This window comes from Nocardia sp. NPDC052316, from assembly GCF_044547795.1.
Taxonomy (GTDB): Bacteria; Actinomycetota; Actinomycetes; order Mycobacteriales; family Mycobacteriaceae; genus Nocardia.
The window spans coordinates 239264-255722 of the sequence record NZ_JBIUBB010000005.1; the positions used below are offsets into that span (position 1 = coordinate 239264).

A 16459-nucleotide genomic window follows, 5' to 3' on the forward strand; every position below is an offset into this window, starting at 1 on the left:
CCACCAGCCCGCTGAGTGGGGACGACTCGATCCGAAGCAATAGTCGAACTCAAGGTAGCGTCGGGGGCCGTGACCGATCAGGAACTGGTGGACCAGCGGACGAACGGGAGCGTGCCGCAGGCCGATGGGGCACCTTCCGGTGGTGGGTATTACGTCGCGCCCGGCCCGCTCGCACCGGATCTGCGGTCCGCGGACGCGCGGGATCGGCCCAGCCGCAATGATTCGCTCACCGCACAGCTGTCGACGGTCGTCGGCGGTCCGGTCGGTGAGCACGCGCTGATCGGGCGGGCCCGGTTCTGGACGCCGATGCGGGTACTGCTGGCGTTCACGGTGGTGTTCCTGGCCTTCGGCTGGTTCAGCAAGGCGGGCTGCATCCAGCAGACCGGCGCCGGCGCGGGATCGCTGACCCTCGACTGGAACAACGGACGCCAGTACGTGGCGATGTGCTACTCGGACACGGTCCCGCTGTACGGCGCGGAGCGGTTGAACGAGGGCGCCTTCCCGTACAAGAAGGACTGGACCGAGAAGACCCCGGACGGCGGCCAGGAAACCCGGTACATGGAGTATCCGGTGTTGTCCGGTCTGTACCAATACCTTTCGATGCGGATCGCCAAGGCCTGGGACGCCGCGCCGCTGCCCGGCGCGCTGCAGGTGGTGATCTACTTCAACGTCGTCGCCTTCGGCCTCGCGCTGGCCTGGCTGATCACTGTGTGGGCGAGCGCGCAGCTGGCCGGGCGCCGGGTGTGGGACGCGGCGCTGATCGCCTGCTCGCCGCTGGTGATCGTGCACATCTTCACCAATTTCGACGCCCTGGCAACGGCTTTCGCCGCGACCGGACTGCTGGCCTGGGCGCGCAGGCGCCCCGCCCTCGCGGGCCTGCTGCTCGGTCTCGGCGGCGCGGCCAAGCTGTATCCGCTGCTGCTGCTCGGCCCGATCGTGGTGCTGTGCCTGCGCGCCGACCCGATGCAGCGGCTGCCGAGCACCCAGCTCGGGCTGCGGCTGCGCGATATCGACAGCTGGTCGGCGGCGCAGGACTGGGTGCGCGAAACCCCGTACCGCATCCACCTGTTCAGCCTGCGCCCGCTCGGCGCCGCGGCCGTCGCGGTCGCCGCCGCGCTCGGCACCTGGGTGGTGGTGAACCTGCCCATCGCCGCGCTGTACCCGAACGGTTGGCGGGAGTTCTTCCGGCTCAACACCACTCGGCACGCCGACCCGGACTCGATCTACAACGTGATCACCTCGTTCACCGGCTGGCGCGGCTTCGACGGCACGCTCAGCCACGGGGAACCGCCGGTGATCCTGAACGCGGTGTCACTGCTGGCGTTCCTCGCCGCGTGCCTGGCGATCGGCTATATCGCGCTCACCGCGCCGCAACGCCCCCGGCTCGCGCAGCTGTGTTTCCTGGTGGTGGCCGCCTTCCTGGTGACGAACAAGGTGTGGAGCCCACAGTATTCGCTGTGGCTGGTGCCGCTGGCCGTGCTGGCGCTGCCGCATCGGCGCATCCTGTTGGCCTGGATGACGATCGATGCGCTGGTCTGGGCGCCGCGCATGTTCTACTACCTCGGCCTGGACAAGAAGGGCCTGCCGGAGCAGTGGTTCACCGGCACGGTCGTCGTGCGCGATCTCGCGGTACTCGCCCTGTGCGCCTTGATCGTTCGGCAGATCTATCGGCCCGAAGAAGACCTGGTGCGCCGCGACTACGTCGACGACCCGATCGGCGGCATCGTCGATCGCGCGCCGGATCCGTTGCTGCCCTGGCTGCCCGAGCTGCTGCGGCCCCGGGTGGTGCCGACCCGCGAGTGGCGCTCGCAGGTCGGCGACTCGGCTCAGTGGGTGCGCAGGTAACGCGCCAGCAGCACCGGATCCTCGGGCAGCGTGTCCAGGTCGAGCTGCCACGGACTACCGGTCCACGGATCGAACAGCGGTGCGCCCGCGATCGTCGGCAGGTGCCTGCACGACTGGGACAGCATCGCCACGGTGGTGTCGCTCGACTCGGATTCGTCGCTGCCGATGATCACGATCGACAGTCCGATCAGCTCGCCCCGCACCATCAGCGAGCCGATGCGTTGCGCGTCCGAACTCTGATAGCCGTGCGGGAAGTCGGCCGCGATCAGGATGCGGTGCTCCTCGGGCGGGCTGCCCATGCCACTGGTGAAGGCCAGCTCTGCCAGCTCGGCGGCCTGGGCCAGCTCCTGCAACCGCGCCGAGATCTCGGTGTGGTCGGTGATCGGCGGCCCGTTGAGCACCGGGGTGAGCAGGCCGGTGAAACCGCTGAAGGCACCGGTCAGGTCGATGATGTCGACCAGCGTGCGCCGACCGGGCGCCGCGGTGAGCAGCCGCGCGAGCAGCGCGCTCACCACCGGCGCGACCGCGCGGGTGGACTCGGTGTCGATCCACAGCGGCCGATTCAACGGCACCGGAACGCAGTACGGCACCCGTAGCGTCCCGCGCTCGAGCGCGTAGAGCTCACCGAGCCGGATGCCGTCGCTCGGCGTGACCGGCTTCTCCCAGACCGGCGAGTCCCAGGACGCCAGCGCGGGCGGCAGCATCAGATCGGCGTCGGCGAGCTCGCGCACGAGCTGCGCGCTGTCGCGCTGATGGTTGCTCTCTGCGGTGGCGATCAGTTCGTCGTTGCGTTGCTGGGCCGCCCGGCGCGCCGCGTCGGCGGCCGGGGTGTTCCTGGTCTCGGGATCCGCGACCGCGACCGACAGTTCCTGGTCCAGCCGTTTGGCCGCGTAGTCACGGGCGGACAGCAGCGCGGCGGCCGACCGAGCGGCATCCTCGAAGATCATCCACAGGCGTTCCAGGCCGTGCCCGACCTCCAGTGGCGCCGCCGCCGCGGAGCGGGCCTCACTGGCCATCGGACCGGCCATGGTGTGTACGCCCGGTCCGGCCCGGTTGGCCGCGGTCGGATGGGGCACCTCGCCGATCTGCGCCGCCGAGCCGGTCTGCGCCGCGGGATCGGCCGGATCGTCCTCGACCTCGACGCCGTGCGCGGTCAGTAGCACGCCGAGGCCGCCGGAGTAGCCCTGCCCGACGGCGCGCAGCCGCCAGTCGGTGCCGCGGCGGTACACCTCCAGACAGATCAGCGCCGCCTCGCCTGCGGACGGCGTGATCACGAACTCCGCTGCCGTTCGGTCGTTCTCGGAGAGCGTCGCGGTCACCGTGCCGAGCCCGCCCGGGCTGGCGGGCACGGCCGGGTCGGCGCTGACCACCAGCAGCACCGCCTTGGCGTCACCGCGCACCTCGGACAGCGTGACGGTCACCTCGTCCGCGTCCAGCCGCACCCCCGCGGCGGTCGGCTGGTTGTAGAACACGAAATCCTCGGGGGCGAAGACCTTGAGGTTCTCCGCCACCACCAGCGCCGAAACGTCCAGTGCCGCCTCGGCTTTCGCCCGAAATCGGACGACATTGCCGGTCAGTGGCGTGTTCTGACCGGCCTTCAGTTGAATCACCTTGTCTGCCTTGCTGTTCGCGCCGCCCCGATCAACCGTGCTGCAGGAACCGGCCGAGATGGGGTATTGCCTCGCCGGGGTGCTTGGCCGCGAAGCCTTCGCCGAGCGCCTGCATCTTCCAGTCGTTGCCGACCCGGAAGACCTTCGACATCGCCATCGCGGTGAAGGGCATGCCGCCGGCCAGGGTGTACCTGGCCAGCTCGGCATTGGTGGTGCCGTCGACCAAGCGGCAGAACGCGTTCTGCACCTGCTCGAAGGTGTGGCCCTTGTAGGAGGTCACGATGAACACCAGCGTGGACACGTGCGCCGGGATGCGGGTGAGATCGACCAGGATCACCTCGTCGTCGCCCTCACCCTCACCGGTGAGGTTGTCGCCCTGGTGCCGGATCGAGCCGTCCTTGGAGGTCAGCTGGCCGTAGTAGGCGACATCCACCGGGTTCGTGTCGGCGAACATGACCACCGACGCGTCGAGATCCACATCGACGGTGCGGTTGCCGAACATGCCGCGGCTCTTCACCGGATCCCAGCCGAGACCCATCTTGACGAAGGTCAGCGCGGCGCCGCCCTCCTTGCGGAGGGTGACGCGCTGGCCCTTCACCAGGCTGACCGGGCGGTCCTTGCTCAGGCTCACCTCGGCGGGCGGCTGCTGCGGCGGAACCGGTTGTCCTGGCGGTGGATACGCGCCCTGGCCGGGCGCGGCGCCCGGTCCGGGCGGCGGTGGGTAACCCTGACCCGGCGGCGGGTAACCGGGGCCCGGCGGCGGATAGCCGGGGCCGGGCGGCGGGTAACCGCCGGTCGGCGCGTACTGCGGATCCTGGGCCGGGTACGCCGGTGTGGTCGGCGGCGGCTGGGTCGGGTAGGCGGGCGGCGGCGCGGCCTGCGGTGCGGGCGCGGCCTGCTGCTGGGACGACGAATCGTCGACCGTCACGCCGTGATCGGTGACCAGCGCGGCGAAACCGCCCGCGTAGCCCTGCCCGACGGCGCGCACCTTCCAGCTGCCCTGGCGGCGGTAGAGCTCGAGCGCGATGACGATCGACTCGGTGCTCAAACCCTCGATCTGGTACTCGAACAACCGATTACCCGCCGCGTCCGACACGATCGCGGTCGGCGCGGGGAAGCGGCCGAAGTTACTGTTCGCGTCGTCGAGGGTGATCACCGCGCGGATCTGCGCGATATCGGCGGGGACCGAGTTCAGCGACACGGCAAGCGAGGCGGGCTGCCCAGCGGGTGCGGGCTGCAGGTTGACCCCGGGTCCGCTCGGCTGGTTGAAGAAGACGAAGTCCGCGTCGGAGCGGACCTTGCCCTGCTCGGTGACCAATAGTGCGGAAAGATCCGCCGGCGCCGTGAGCTGGATGGAGATCACCACGTCGTTCGTGGCCAGCGGACCGTTTTGGCCCTTGGCGAGTGTTGCGGACAAGTTAGACCCTTCGCTTGTCGGTGCGTTCGAATGCCACTCTACGAGAAAGGCGCGGGCAACGGTTCCGGTAAACACCCTCGTTGACCCCGACAGTTGCCGGGGCATCGGCTAATGTGTCGACACGCAGTTGGAATGTGGGGTTTTTCCATGTTCCCGTAACGAGACAGCGAGCAAAAACACCCTCATGGCGCAACTGTTCGAACAATCCAAGAAGGTGATCGAGGCGCACCTCGCCGGGACGAGCCTGCGGGCGATATCCGGGTCGATGATCGCCTACGAAGGCAATGTGCAGTTCAAGGCGGCCGGTTTCGGCGGCGGCGACGGCGTACTCGCCGGGCTCAAGCGCCGCGCCACCGGCGAGAAACTCGCGCTGATGGAATGCTCCGGCAACGGCCGCGTCTTCTTCGCCGTGAACGGCCAGCACGTCACCGTGGTCAACCTGAACAACGAGACGCTGCAGGTGGAGTCGCAGCAGCTGCTCGCCTTCGCCGGGAATCTGCGCACCGACGTGCGGTTCGCCGGCCTACGCGGCGCGTCGACCGGAGCGGGCCTGTTCACCACGACGGTGTCCGGGCAGGGGCAGGTCGCGCTGCTGTCGGCGGGCGGGCCGCTGATCCATCTCGAGGTGTCGCCGCAGTACCCGCTGGTGGTCGACCCGGACGCGTTCGTCGCCGCGCGCGGCAACCTCAATCAATCCTTCGTCACCGACGTCTCCTGGCGCACGGTGGTCGGTCAGGACGCGGGCGAGGCGTTCTCGCTGCGCTGGGACGGCCAGGGCGTGGTGTTGATCCAGCCGGCGGAACGGTAAGGGCGAGCGGATGTTCGAGAAAGTCAACGGCAAGGTCGTCAAGGTCAACGTCGGGATGGCGGGTGGCGTGGCCGCCCGCACCGGCGCGATGCTGTTCTATACCGGCGACGTTTCCTTTGCGCCGCACCAGATTCCGGGCGGCCAGGCGATGGGTGGCGGCGGCGGGCTGATGCGCATGGCAGGCCGCATGATGGCGGGCGAGCACGAGCGCACCATGCTGGCGCAGGGCACCGGTGAGGTGCATTACGGATTCGCGGGACTGGAAGTCCACGTGGTCCACCTGCAGTCGGGCGCGATGCTGCGGGTCGAGGCTTCGCGGCTGCTGGCCAATACCGCCGGTTTGCAGAGTTCCATTGTCTCGGTGGTGAGTTCGGGTGGCGGCGGGGGTGGTGGCGGCGGGCTGATGGGTGCGCTGCGCGGCGCCGCGACCGGGGCGCTGACCGGCCAGGGCATGTTCACCACGCAACTGTCCGGGCAGGGCTCAGCGGTCTTGCTGGCACACGGCGGATTCCTGGAACTGCAAGTGGGCGGCCCGAATCCGATCGTGGTTGACCCGCAGGCGTTCGTCGCCGCGTACGGCAACGTGCAGACCGAGTTGAAGACCGCGCTCAGCTGGCGCGATGCGGTAGGCCGCGGTGCGGGCGAGGCGATGCAATTGCATTGTGTCGGACAGGGTGTCGTGTACGTGCAGGCCTCGGAAGAGAAGTTGTGACCATGACCGAAATCCTGAATCCGATGAATCTCGGTGCGAGCGACAATATTCCGGGAAACAGCTACGCCTACTGCATCGACCTGAACAAGCCGTGGTTCATGCGCAAGGGCGCGATGATCGCCTACTACGGCGACATGCGATTCCAGATGCTCACCCATGGCCTGCAGGGCGGGCTGATGCACATGGTGTCGCAACAATTCTCGGCGCCGCTGTTCACCGGCGACTACGTGGTGGCCGAGGGGCACGGAAAGCTGATCATCGGCGACCGCGGCTACGACATCAATTCCTATGACCTCGAGGACAACGGCAACCTCACCATCCGCGCCGCCAACCTGCTGGCGTTCGAGCCGGGCCTGTCGCTGAACCAGTCCATCGTGCCCGGCTTCCTCACCCTGATCGGCACCGGCAAGTTCCTGGCCTCCTCCAACGGCCCGGTCATGTTCGCCGAGCCGCCGCTGCGGGTCGACCCGGAATCCCTGGTCGGCTGGGCCGATTGCCCCTCCCCCAGCCACCACTACGACCAGCGCTGGATCTCCAGCTTCCTGGCCGCGGGCGCCGCGCGCTTCGGCGTCAGCTCCGGCGAGGAACGCCAATTCGATTTCACCGGTGCGGGCACCGTGCTGATCCAGTCCAGCGAAAAGGTGATCAGCGACGCCATGCTGGTCCGCACCATCGAGGGCCAGCTCCAGAGCGGCATCACGCCCACCGGACTGCAACGTCTGCAGGGCGTCATCGCCCAGCAGCTGGGCGGGCAGCAGGGGTACTGAGTACCCGGGCGCGGCGGCGCGCCCGGACCTGCGCTACCTTCGGACAAAGCTGGCCAGACGTCTGGACAAGGTGGTCGATACCGTGGCGCGAGGTTCGACGCTGTTGCGTACCTTGGCGATCGCGGCCGCCGCTGTCACCAGCGCAGGCCTGGGACCCGCGGTGGCCGTCGCGCAGCCCGACGCGGAGTATGTCGCGCTCGGCAGCTCGTACGCGGCCGGGCCGGGGATCGCGCCGGTCGTCGACGCCGGGTGCGCCCGATCCGCGCAGAACTATCCGCGACTGCTCGCCGACGCGCTCGGGCTCGCGCTCACCGACGTCACCTGCTCGGGCGCGACCACGGCCCATCTCCTGGACACGCCGCAGCGACTCCGGGACGGGCGGTCGGTACCGGTGCAACTCGACGCCGTGACCGCCGATACCAGCCTGGTCACCGTTACCATCGGCGGCAACGACCTGCGCCTCGTCGGCACCATGATCACCCAGAGCTGCGGTAACGCCGCCGTTCGAGCGTTTTCGCTGCCCGCGACGGCGGCCGATGCGGTGACCCGCGGGTGCGCGCTCGGCGGGGGCGATGTCGCGGGGCCTTCGATCGATACCGATTACGCTCGCGTGGAGCGGGAGTTGGTGCGGATCGCCGACGCGGTGCACGCCAAGGCACCCGAGGCTCGCGTGCTGTTCGTCGACTACCTGCCCGTCGTCGACCGCGCAGCCACCGCATGCGCCGCCGTGCCCCTCCAACCGCACCAGGCGAGCGCCGCGCGGGCGGGCTATGACGGGCTGCTCGCCGCGACCGCCCGCGCGGCCAGGTCGGCGGGCGCGGACGTCATCGAGGTCGACCAAACCCACACCCCGTGCGCACCTACCCCCTGGGTCACCGGTTTCGCCGACCCCTTCACCGGCACACCGGATCTCGGCGCCGTCATGAGCTCGTACCACCCGAACCTCGACGGCATGACCGCGATCGCTCAGCAGATCGCAGCCCTGATCGGCGAGTAGCCGCCGCACGTGGCGGTGGCCGAACGACTCGCGGTCATCCTTCGGATCGTCCGTTCGGAGGACTCGGCGGCGCCCCGGCCGAGGCTAGGTTTCCCGGTAGGACTTCGTGCTGGGAGGCGCCGTGAGTGTGGGGTTGCTGCTCGTCATCATCGTCGGGGCGATCGTGCTGATCGTGAAGCGGTTCCAGGGCGAACCGGTGGACGCGCGTGACACGTTCTTGACGCCGTTGATCCTGGTGGGGGTCGGCGTTTACAGCGTCACCAAAGTCGAAGACCTCAGTGGCGTCGACATCACCTGGCTGGTGATCGGCGGCGTTGTCGGCATCGCGTTCGGTGCCGTGCGCGGCACCACGACGGTGCTCTTCGAGCGAGACGGGCACCTCTGGCAGCGCTACACCGCGAAAACCCTCGGTGTCTGGGCGGCTTCCGCGGCGGTGGGATTCGGCATCAACGCGCTCGGCAGCACCATGGGGATGCACCACGACGCCAAGCCCATCACCCTGTCGATCGGTATCGGCATGCTCGGTGAGATGTGCACGCTGGGACTGCGTGCGCTGTCGACCGGTATTCCGTTCGCGCCGGACAAGAAGACCGCGGCAACCAGGTCCGAGACGGAGACCCTGCGGCAGCGGCTGAGCACCGACCGCTCGACAGCACTGCGCGACGGCCTCGACTTGCTCGAGCAGTTCCGCGACCGTAGGCGATGATCACGCGCCGATCATGACGTCTCGTGCTGGGCGGCCCATCCGTCCCGCAAGATCGTATTCAGGTCGGAACTTGTTGCTTGCCAACATAATTCTCGATGAGCTCGGCCGCTGTCGCTGACCAGCACAGGTGGCTCCTGCGCCGCGGGCCGATGTTCGACAGCGATGGTCCGGCCGGTCAGCCGGGTGACCTCGGCCACGAGTTCAGCGACACTGGTGCCACCGCCGCTGCCGATGTTGTATCGGCGGCACGCACCGCGCTGGGGCAGGTGTGTGACCGCCGCCGCGAAAGCTGTTGCGGCGTCTTCGATATGCACGTAGTCGCGCACCGCGGTGCCATCACCGTTGATCGTCAGGCGAGGCTCGTCGCCCGCCGCTACGGCGAGGATGCGCGGCACGATCCTGGTCGGGTCCGGGTCGGCGCCGCCCGCGATATTGAACAGCCGCAAGACCACCGCCGCGAGCTGACCGGTCGCCGCCTGCGCGGCGATCACCGATTCGGCGGCCGCCTTGCTTGCCGCGTACGGATGTGGCGGACGGTCCGGCAGTTCCTCCGACATCGGCTGCCGGTCCGGCGTGCCGTAGATCGACGCGGTAGACGCGAACACCAGCCCGCCCACCTGCGCCGCGGCCATCGCGCGCAGCAGCGCGACCGTGCCACCGACATTCACCTCGAAGTAGCGCAGCGGATCGGCGAGGGACTCGCGGACGCGAGTGAGCCCGGCCAGATGACACACCACGTCGATGTCGCGGACAGCTGCGGCCAAGGCTTCCGGGTCGAGCAGGTCGGCAGTCCGAACCGGACCCGCGCCCGGCGTCCCCGCGCCACGCACCAGCCCGATCACCTCGTGCCCGCCGGCCCGCAGTTGCTTGACGACGGCACCGCCGAGGTAGCCGTTCGCACCCGTCACCAATACCCGCACCCGCACATTGTCGGGTGCCGCGGCGCGCGGACGGCCACCGGGCCGACCGGAGCTACTCAGCCGACGGTGCGCCCTTGATGAACCAGTTGATGATCTCCTCGCCTGCGAGGATGCCGGTCGCCCGAGTGATGGTGAGGTTCGGGTGGGTCCAGTTGAGGTGTTCGAGCTCGCCGTGCCGCGGGCGGATGGCGTAGTCGGCGGCGCGCAACATCTCCGCGTCGAGCGCGCCGTCGCCCGCGGCGAAAGTTTCTGCCTCGGTGGCGAGTTCGCCGGACTCGAGCAGGCGGCGGCGGACCTCGGCGACGGCGTGGCTCTTGCAGACGACGTCGGGCATCGAGTAGATCTTGCGGCCCTGCTGGGAGGCGGACCAGCCACGAGCCCGGCACCAGGCGTCCCACTCGGCCAGGAACCCGGCGGGGACTTCCTTGGGGCGCACGACCAAATAGCAGAAGAGGTCGTCGGCCTCGCGGAACTTGGTGACCCACGAATCGTCCACGCGGGCCCGCAGTTCGGCGGTGACCTCGGACAACGTCGCGCCGCCCGCACGAACCTTGGCGTCGATGTCGATGCGCCAGCGCAGGTCGGGTACGCCGTCGACGAGGATGTTGCCGCCGTTGCTGGTGATGGCGTAACGCCATGGGGCGCCGGGCAATTGGATGCGGGTGAACTGCTTGATGGTGCGGGTGGTGGTCGGGATGACGGCGGCGGGCTCGGTGAGGGTCTGCATGCGCAGCGCGGCGGCGGTCGTCATGAACGACAGCGGCGCGCCCTCGAGATGCTCCACGCAGACGGTCGGCACGTCGGCGGTCGCGCTGAAGGCGTTGCGCGAGTAGATCATTGTCCGGTCCAGGTCGGTGGCGACCAGCGTGCGTCTTCGGGGTCTTCGTAGCTCCATCACGTCTGCACGTCCTTGATCAGTCCCATACACGAGTAGGCCAGGTCGGGTACGACCTCGACCGGCACGCCGCGGGCCGCGGCGAGCAAGCGGATGTGCGCGTGTTCGGGCGCCTCGGCGTCGCGCACCAGCACCAGCCACGGCATCCGCCGCAGCAGCACCCGGGTGGTCTCGCCGACGCCGGGCTTCACGAAGTTCACACTGGCAACCCCGTATTCGGCGCGGACCTGCTCGACCGAGGCCCAGCCCGCCCAGGTCGGCGTGCGATCGCTGTCCCGAACGGCATCGACCGCCGCGGGGACCCGAGCCCGAACGGCATCGAACGCGGCGCCGACCGTGTCGAGCAGACGCAGCGAGACGTCGTCGGCCGCGAGTTCGCGGTAGTACTTGGCACCGTGGAACTCGCCGGGCCCGATCAAGGTGTCGTTCAGCACCGTGCGGGAAACCAGGCCGGACACAGTGGAGTTCAGGCAGGCGGACGCGATGAGGAAGTCGTCACGGGTGCCGTAGGTCCGGACGCAATGGCCCGGGTCGGCGAGCACGGCGAGCTCATCGTTGAACCGCGCGCCACCCGCCGCGTGATAGGCGTCGAGCGCCTCGGTGAGCTCGCGCGTGATGGCGCCCTTGCCGGTCCAGCCGTCCACGAACACGATCGAGGCCGGATCATGATGGCGCGCAAGGTAATCCAGTGCGACAGCGTCAATACCACGATCCCGCACGATGGAGACCGCGTAGTGCGGCACGTCCAGGCTCCCGGCGGCCCGCCCGGAGCGCAGCCAGCGCCGCATGAGAATGCCGATCGGCGTGCCCGCCCGAGCCAGCGACACCAGCACGATGTCGTCGCCGCGTTCGGCCACCACGAGTTCGGCGACGGTCGCCACGGCCAGCGCCAGCCGTTCGGCGCTGCCGGCGAGTACCTCGTCGAACAACGAACGGTAGGCGGCGTCGGGCTGGTACTCGATCGGCAGCGACTCCGCGTAGTGCGCGACACCGGATTGGATGCGCCGTTCCCGCTCGGCCACGTCGGCCTCGAGGTCGACGTCGGACAGGTCCTTCAGCAGCCAGGAAACATCCTCGGCCGCATACGAACCGAACTCGGGGCCATGCAGCGGATCGGGCAGTGCGCGCGCCACCGCGGCGCCACCGCGGGCGGCTTGCAACGCGCGAGGGTCGGCACCCGGCAGCACCGCGACGAGCACATCGGCGCCGGAGGCGGTCAGTACATCGACGAGCCCACCGTCGGCGACCAGTGCCGCGGTATCGGCGGGCGGATCGACGACCACGACCAGCACCGGATCGACGACCGCGGCCACCGGCGCGGCACCGTCGGGCTGACCGGAGAACTCCGCGGTCCAATACGCGTTGTACAGGTAGCGCGGCGCTTCCTGATCCGACTCCGGTGCGGTGAAACGGAATCCGCGACGCAGCGGGTACCCGGGCTCGTCCAGCACGTAGGCCGGTGACCGCGTGGTGGTCTGGTATCGAGTCGGCGTGCCGGAATCGGCCAGCTCCGCCGCGAGCCGCAGCGGCAGATACATCAGCTCCTCGTGCGCGAGCACGATCACCGGCCGCCCGGGGTAGGCCAGTTCGAGTCGTGACCGCAGCACCTCGTGCGCGGCCCCGACCGCCGCGTCGAACGCGGTGAGGTCCGCGCGCAGAATCCCGTGCCTGCCACCTTCGGGCACCGTGCCGGGCCAGGGCAGATCGATCCGTTCGAACGAGCCACGCTGTGCGGCAACGGGATTCAGCTCCGGCTCGGGCAGCTCCGCGACCGCGTCGACCAGACCGTCGGGCAGCACGGTGTGCCCCGATGCCAGGCAGACGGTGTCGATGCGGACCCCCAGCTCGGCGGCCGCCTTGTCGAAGGCGATGCGGTCGGCCTCCAGGCGCATATCCACCAGCGAGGCGAGCAGGTAGTGCGAGCGCGGCGAGAAGGTGTGCAGCGCCCGGATCGCGTCGAGTGCTGTCGCACCGGTAGAGATTTCGTCGTCGACCAGCACCAGCGGCAGATCGTTCACGAAGATGTCGGCGGGCACCGGCTGCAGCAGATGCGAGGTGGCGTGCGAGTGCCCCTCCTCGAATCCGGTGAGGGTCTGCGCCTCGGCGACATCGCGCCGCGTCGAGTGCAGATAACCGACCGCGCCGATCCGCGCCGCCACGCAATGCCCTAGCCCCGTCGCGGTTTCGGCGAAGCCGAGCACCAGCGCCTCGCGGTCACCGAGCAGCTCACGCACCAGATCGCCGAGCCGATCGCCGCCGTCGAGCACCACGCGCGGGTCGGTCGGCAGATGCTTGCCGAGCACGGTGGACACCAGCAGATGCGCCCGGCGCGGATTGCGGCGCAGACCGGGCTGGATCAGCTCCGCGATCGCCAACTCGGCAGGCAACGCACTGGCCTGCCCGGCATCGATCGCGCTGTAAGACTCTTCGTGGTGCAGTCTGAGACCGAGAGTTTTTGTCGCCCAGGGAATTCCGACAGCATCCAGCGCAGCGCCGGTCATACCGTTACCAACGCCGTCAACAAATCCACGAACGAAACTCCCTTATTCGCCACACCGAAAACCCGCGCCCGCAACAGCGTCTGCCGCGCCCAACTACGGTGCGGGCGCATTTCATTCATCTTGTTCCGATAACCCGACGCCGCGACGCCGCCGACATCGACCTGCAGAATGTCGAGCGCGTCCGAGTACTCCTCGTGCGTCACCACCGACAGCGCGTGCACCGCCGCCACATGCGACGGGTGGATCACCGTTTTGCCCTGGATCCCATTGGCCCGGTCCAGCGTGATCTCGCGCAGCAGACCGTCGAGGTCCCGGCTCACCAGGTACTGCCGGAACGGCACCGCATCGGACTCCTCGAACGGCGCGGTACGCAGTAACGGCCGGAACATCCGCTCGTGATCGGCGAAGTACTCCCAGACCGGGCCGGTGATCACGAAACCGGTACCGTCCGCGCGGCCGAGGTAGTTCACGATGTCGGCGATCACGTCGGCGACCACCCGCACGTCGTAGATCGTCAGATCCCGGTCCCGCCGAATGCCGAACGTCGAGCACATGTCGGTCGCGCCGACCCGCACCGCGAGCACCCGCTCCCGATGCTCGGCCAGCAGCTCCGCGATCAGCGTCAGCTCGTGATCGCGCGTCTGCCGGTGCACCAACCCCGGCGATTCGAGCACCGGCATCCCGTAGATGGGCCTGCCGAGCCGCTGCGTCGCCGCCTCCAGCGCGGCGAGATACTTCGGCCCCGTCACGCTGTCGAACTTGGGAAACACGAAGCCGGTCAGCACCGAGGCGCCCGCACCGAGCTGCTCAACGATCTCGCTGATCGTGTCCGCGTCGCGCACCCGGACGAACAGCAGCGGGTTCGAATCGCCGTTGGCCGCCAGCAGGTTCAGCGCGGCTACCGTCTGACGTTTGGCCAGCTCGACCTCGTGATCGGCGACCGCGTCTTCCAGATCGATCACCATCGAGCACACGCCGCGTTCGGCGCGTTTGCTGATGGTCAGTGCCAGGTCCGGCCTGGTGGCCGGTGCGTACAGCGTCGCGCCGAGGCCGACGGCCAGTAGTTCCCGATCGGTGTAGTCGTCCCCGAACGGCTCCGGCTCCCGGTGGAACAGATCGCGCGCCTCCGGCCCGTGCAGCTGCCGGAAATGGCGCAGCGGCATGCGCTTCCGCAGGGAAACCTCCCGCTGGACGGCGATGCCTGCGGTCATCGTTTTCCCACCCTCATTCTCGTCGTGGTCCTGCTTGTTTTCTCATTCGATCCACTACCCCGGCTATGAAGTCGGTGATGGTATCCAGCTCCACCACATAGGCCCAGTAGTTCGGGTGCCTACCTGTCAGTGTTTCGCTGATCCGGTCGATCCGTGCGGCCTGTGCGTCGAGCACAGAACCCCATTCGGTGACGAGCCCGCGACTCACCGCGAGCATTTGGGCGTCCCGCAGCCGAAATCGTACGGCCTTGGCTTTCTCTTGCGGGTCGGACCGTACTTCACGCAACGTGGCGAGCCGTTTGGTGACGGCGTCGACTCGTTGCTCGGCCTCTGTCAGATACCCGCGGGCGGATGTGGTCAGATCAAGTGCAAACTCCGGGTTGTGCTCCGCCGCTGCCGCGCGCGCCCGGCCAAGGGCGGCCTCCGCGGCGTCGATGGCTCGCTGGCTTTCCCGCTCATTGTCAGCTAAATCGGCCGAACTCGCAGCGTTGAATTCGCGAAGCAGGCTCGAGTACGCCGGTGCGAGGCCCTCGGCCTTGGTCCTGGCGGCGGCGAGCCTGGTGCTGACCGAGGAGATCGCGGTCTTCGCGGCCGCGGCCCGAGTCGGCGCCTGCGCCAACGCCTCCGCCAATCTCTTGCTCGCCGCCTCCAGCCGGTTCGCGGCCTCGCGCACCGCGGCGGCGGACGCGCCCGAGCCGAGGGCTTCCAATGTGATGAGAGCCTCATCGACGGCCGCGGCGTGTTCGCGCACCGAGGGGTAGTTCGCGTACTCGGACTGGGCCGCCTGCCCGCGCACTCCGGCCGCGGCGACCTTGACCTGGTGAGCCAGCTGCGGCACCGTGCCGAGGATCGCGACGGCCTGCTCGAGCTGGGCCTGATGGCGGCGGTAGAACTCGTCGACGGCGCGCGCCGCGTCGGCCAGCTGCCTGGTCACCGTCTCGGTCTGCCGCGGCCCCTGCGCCTGCGGCGTTCCGTCGCGTTCGGCCTGCTCGAGCTGCTCGGTCAGCGCCACATACGCCCCGGCGGCCTCGTAGCAACGGCCACGCACCGGTTCCCAGGCCGCGGCCATTCTGCGGTCCGGGAACACCTCCTCGGCGGCGTGCACCGCCGCCTCGGCCGCGCTCTGGCGCTGGTCCATGTCGAGGAAGGCGGACGCGAGCGACGCTCGCGCCTGCTCGATCCATTCGTTGTTCCCGGACGAACGGAACCAACCACGCCTACGACCCGCCACGCCCCGATCTTAGAGATCTCTCGTGTTCACCGGGGGTTCTGCGGGTTCCTACGCAAGTTCGCGGAAACCTACTACTGTCGTAAGGCGTACCCGGCGATTCGGACATGCTGGGAACCAATGACGGACTATTGAAAGGGAATCCCGCATGGGTGTCAGTTTGTCCAAGGGCGGCAATGTCTCGCTGACCAAGGCGGCGCCTAACCTGACCGCCGTCGCAGTCGGCCTAGGGTGGGACGTACGGACCACCACCGGGGTTGACTTCGACCTCGACGCCAGCGCGATCGCGACCGGCGCGGACAAGAAGGTCCTCTCGGACCAGCACTTCGTGTTCTTCAACAACCTGAAGTCGCCGGAAGGCGCCATCGAGCACGCCGGCGACAACAAGACCGGCGAGGGCGAAGGCGACGACGAGGTCATCAACGTCGACCTGGCCAACACCCCGCCCACCATCGAGAGCATCTTCTTCCCGGTGTCGATCTACGACGCTGAGACGCGGCAGCAGTCGTTCGGTCAGGTGCGCAACGCCTACATTCGCGTTGTCGACCGCAGCAGCAACGAAGAGCTGGCCCGCTACGACCTCACCGAGGACGCCTCGACCGAGACCGCGATGGTCTTCGGCGAGCTGTACCGCAACGGTGCGGAGTGGAAGTTCCGTGCCATCGGTCAGGGCTACGCGGCCGGCCTGGCCGGTATCGCCCGTGACTACGGCGTGAACGTCTAACGCACACTTCATAACAAGCAGGGGGCCTGGTGACGGGCCCCCTGCTCGTGCGCCCGGTCCTCCGGATGCGCGGGAACCCTGGTGCATGCAGGATCGTTGGACAAGCAAGGGTTCTCCG

At 68.7% G+C, this 16459-nt stretch carries 14 protein-coding genes; 7 read left to right on the forward strand and 7 right to left on the reverse strand.

Annotation, left to right across the window (positions count from 1 at the left end):
• Positions 1 to 111: 111 nt before the first annotated feature.
• Complete coding sequence (locus tag ACIHA7_RS24720; RefSeq protein ID WP_397293841.1) at positions 112 to 1845, forward strand: glycosyltransferase family 87 protein; 1734 nt, start codon at positions 112 to 114, stop codon at positions 1843 to 1845.
• Here ACIHA7_RS24720 and ACIHA7_RS24725 read toward each other — a convergent pair.
• Both ACIHA7_RS24725 and ACIHA7_RS24730 read right to left on the reverse strand, forming a co-directional pair.
• Entirely contained in the window at positions 1827 to 3455 is a 1629-nt protein-coding gene (locus tag ACIHA7_RS24725; protein ID WP_397293341.1) for a TerD family protein, read from the reverse strand. The genes ACIHA7_RS24720 and ACIHA7_RS24725 overlap by 19 nt on opposite strands.
• Positions 3456 to 3486: 31 nt before the next feature.
• A complete protein-coding gene (locus ACIHA7_RS24730) occupies positions 3487 to 4872 on the reverse strand; it encodes a TerD family protein (protein ID WP_397293342.1) in 1386 nt (461 codons plus the stop codon).
• Positions 4873 to 5056: 184 nt separating this feature from the next.
• Here ACIHA7_RS24730 and ACIHA7_RS24735 point away from each other — a divergent pair, with 184 nt between their 5' ends.
• The 5 genes from ACIHA7_RS24735 (at position 5057) to ACIHA7_RS24755 (ending at position 8862) form a co-directional block, all read left to right on the forward strand.
• Entirely contained in the window at positions 5057 to 5680 is a 624-nt protein-coding gene (locus ACIHA7_RS24735) for an AIM24 family protein (protein ID WP_107653378.1), read from the forward strand.
• Between the two features lie 10 nt (positions 5681 to 5690).
• On the forward strand, positions 5691 to 6392 hold the full coding sequence (locus ACIHA7_RS24740) for an AIM24 family protein (RefSeq protein ID WP_397293343.1): 702 nt from the start codon (positions 5691 to 5693) through the stop codon (positions 6390 to 6392).
• 2 nt (positions 6393 to 6394) lie between these two features.
• On the forward strand, positions 6395 to 7159 hold the full coding sequence (locus ACIHA7_RS24745; RefSeq protein ID WP_397293344.1) for an AIM24 family protein: 765 nt from the start codon (positions 6395 to 6397) through the stop codon (positions 7157 to 7159).
• A gap of 82 nt (positions 7160 to 7241) precedes the next feature.
• On the forward strand, positions 7242 to 8156 hold the full coding sequence (locus tag ACIHA7_RS24750; RefSeq protein WP_397293345.1) for an SGNH/GDSL hydrolase family protein: 915 nt from the start codon (positions 7242 to 7244) through the stop codon (positions 8154 to 8156).
• Positions 8157 to 8277: 121 nt separating this feature from the next.
• Complete coding sequence (locus tag ACIHA7_RS24755) at positions 8278 to 8862, forward strand: hypothetical protein (RefSeq protein WP_397293346.1); 585 nt, start codon at positions 8278 to 8280, stop codon at positions 8860 to 8862.
• Between the two features lie 11 nt (positions 8863 to 8873).
• On the opposite strand, the gene ACIHA7_RS24760 is transcribed toward ACIHA7_RS24755, so the two are convergent.
• Genes ACIHA7_RS24760 through ACIHA7_RS24780 form a run of 5 tightly spaced genes read right to left on the reverse strand, consistent with a single transcriptional unit; the run spans position 8874 to position 15620 of the window.
• The gene (locus tag ACIHA7_RS24760; protein ID WP_397293347.1) at positions 8874 to 9782 is read right to left on the reverse strand and encodes an NAD-dependent epimerase/dehydratase family protein; all 909 of its coding nucleotides are present in this window, start codon (positions 9780 to 9782) and stop codon (positions 8874 to 8876) included.
• Positions 9783 to 9834: 52 nt separating this feature from the next.
• Positions 9835 to 10677 (reverse strand): HAD family hydrolase, encoded by an 843-nt coding sequence (locus tag ACIHA7_RS24765; RefSeq protein WP_397293348.1) that lies wholly within the window; start codon positions 10675 to 10677, stop codon positions 9835 to 9837.
• Positions 10677 to 13178, reverse strand: a complete 2502-nt coding sequence (locus ACIHA7_RS24770) for a phosphoribosyltransferase (RefSeq protein ID WP_397293349.1) — start codon at positions 13176 to 13178, stop codon at positions 10677 to 10679. Before ACIHA7_RS24770 ends, ACIHA7_RS24765 begins: the two co-directional genes overlap by 1 nt.
• Positions 13175 to 14389, reverse strand: coding sequence for an HpcH/HpaI aldolase/citrate lyase family protein (locus ACIHA7_RS24775; protein WP_397293350.1), 1215 nt, complete (start codon positions 14387 to 14389; stop codon positions 13175 to 13177). Before ACIHA7_RS24775 ends, ACIHA7_RS24770 begins: the two co-directional genes overlap by 4 nt.
• 13 nt (positions 14390 to 14402) lie before the next feature.
• Positions 14403 to 15620: a hypothetical protein gene (locus ACIHA7_RS24780; protein WP_397293351.1), complete on the reverse strand. Its 1218-nt coding sequence runs from the start codon at positions 15618 to 15620 to the stop codon at positions 14403 to 14405.
• A gap of 145 nt (positions 15621 to 15765) precedes the next feature.
• Between ACIHA7_RS24780 and ACIHA7_RS24785 the strand changes: the two genes are divergently transcribed.
• On the forward strand, positions 15766 to 16341 hold the full coding sequence (locus ACIHA7_RS24785; protein ID WP_135234051.1) for a TerD family protein: 576 nt from the start codon (positions 15766 to 15768) through the stop codon (positions 16339 to 16341).
• The last annotated feature ends 118 nt before the right edge of the window (positions 16342 to 16459 follow it).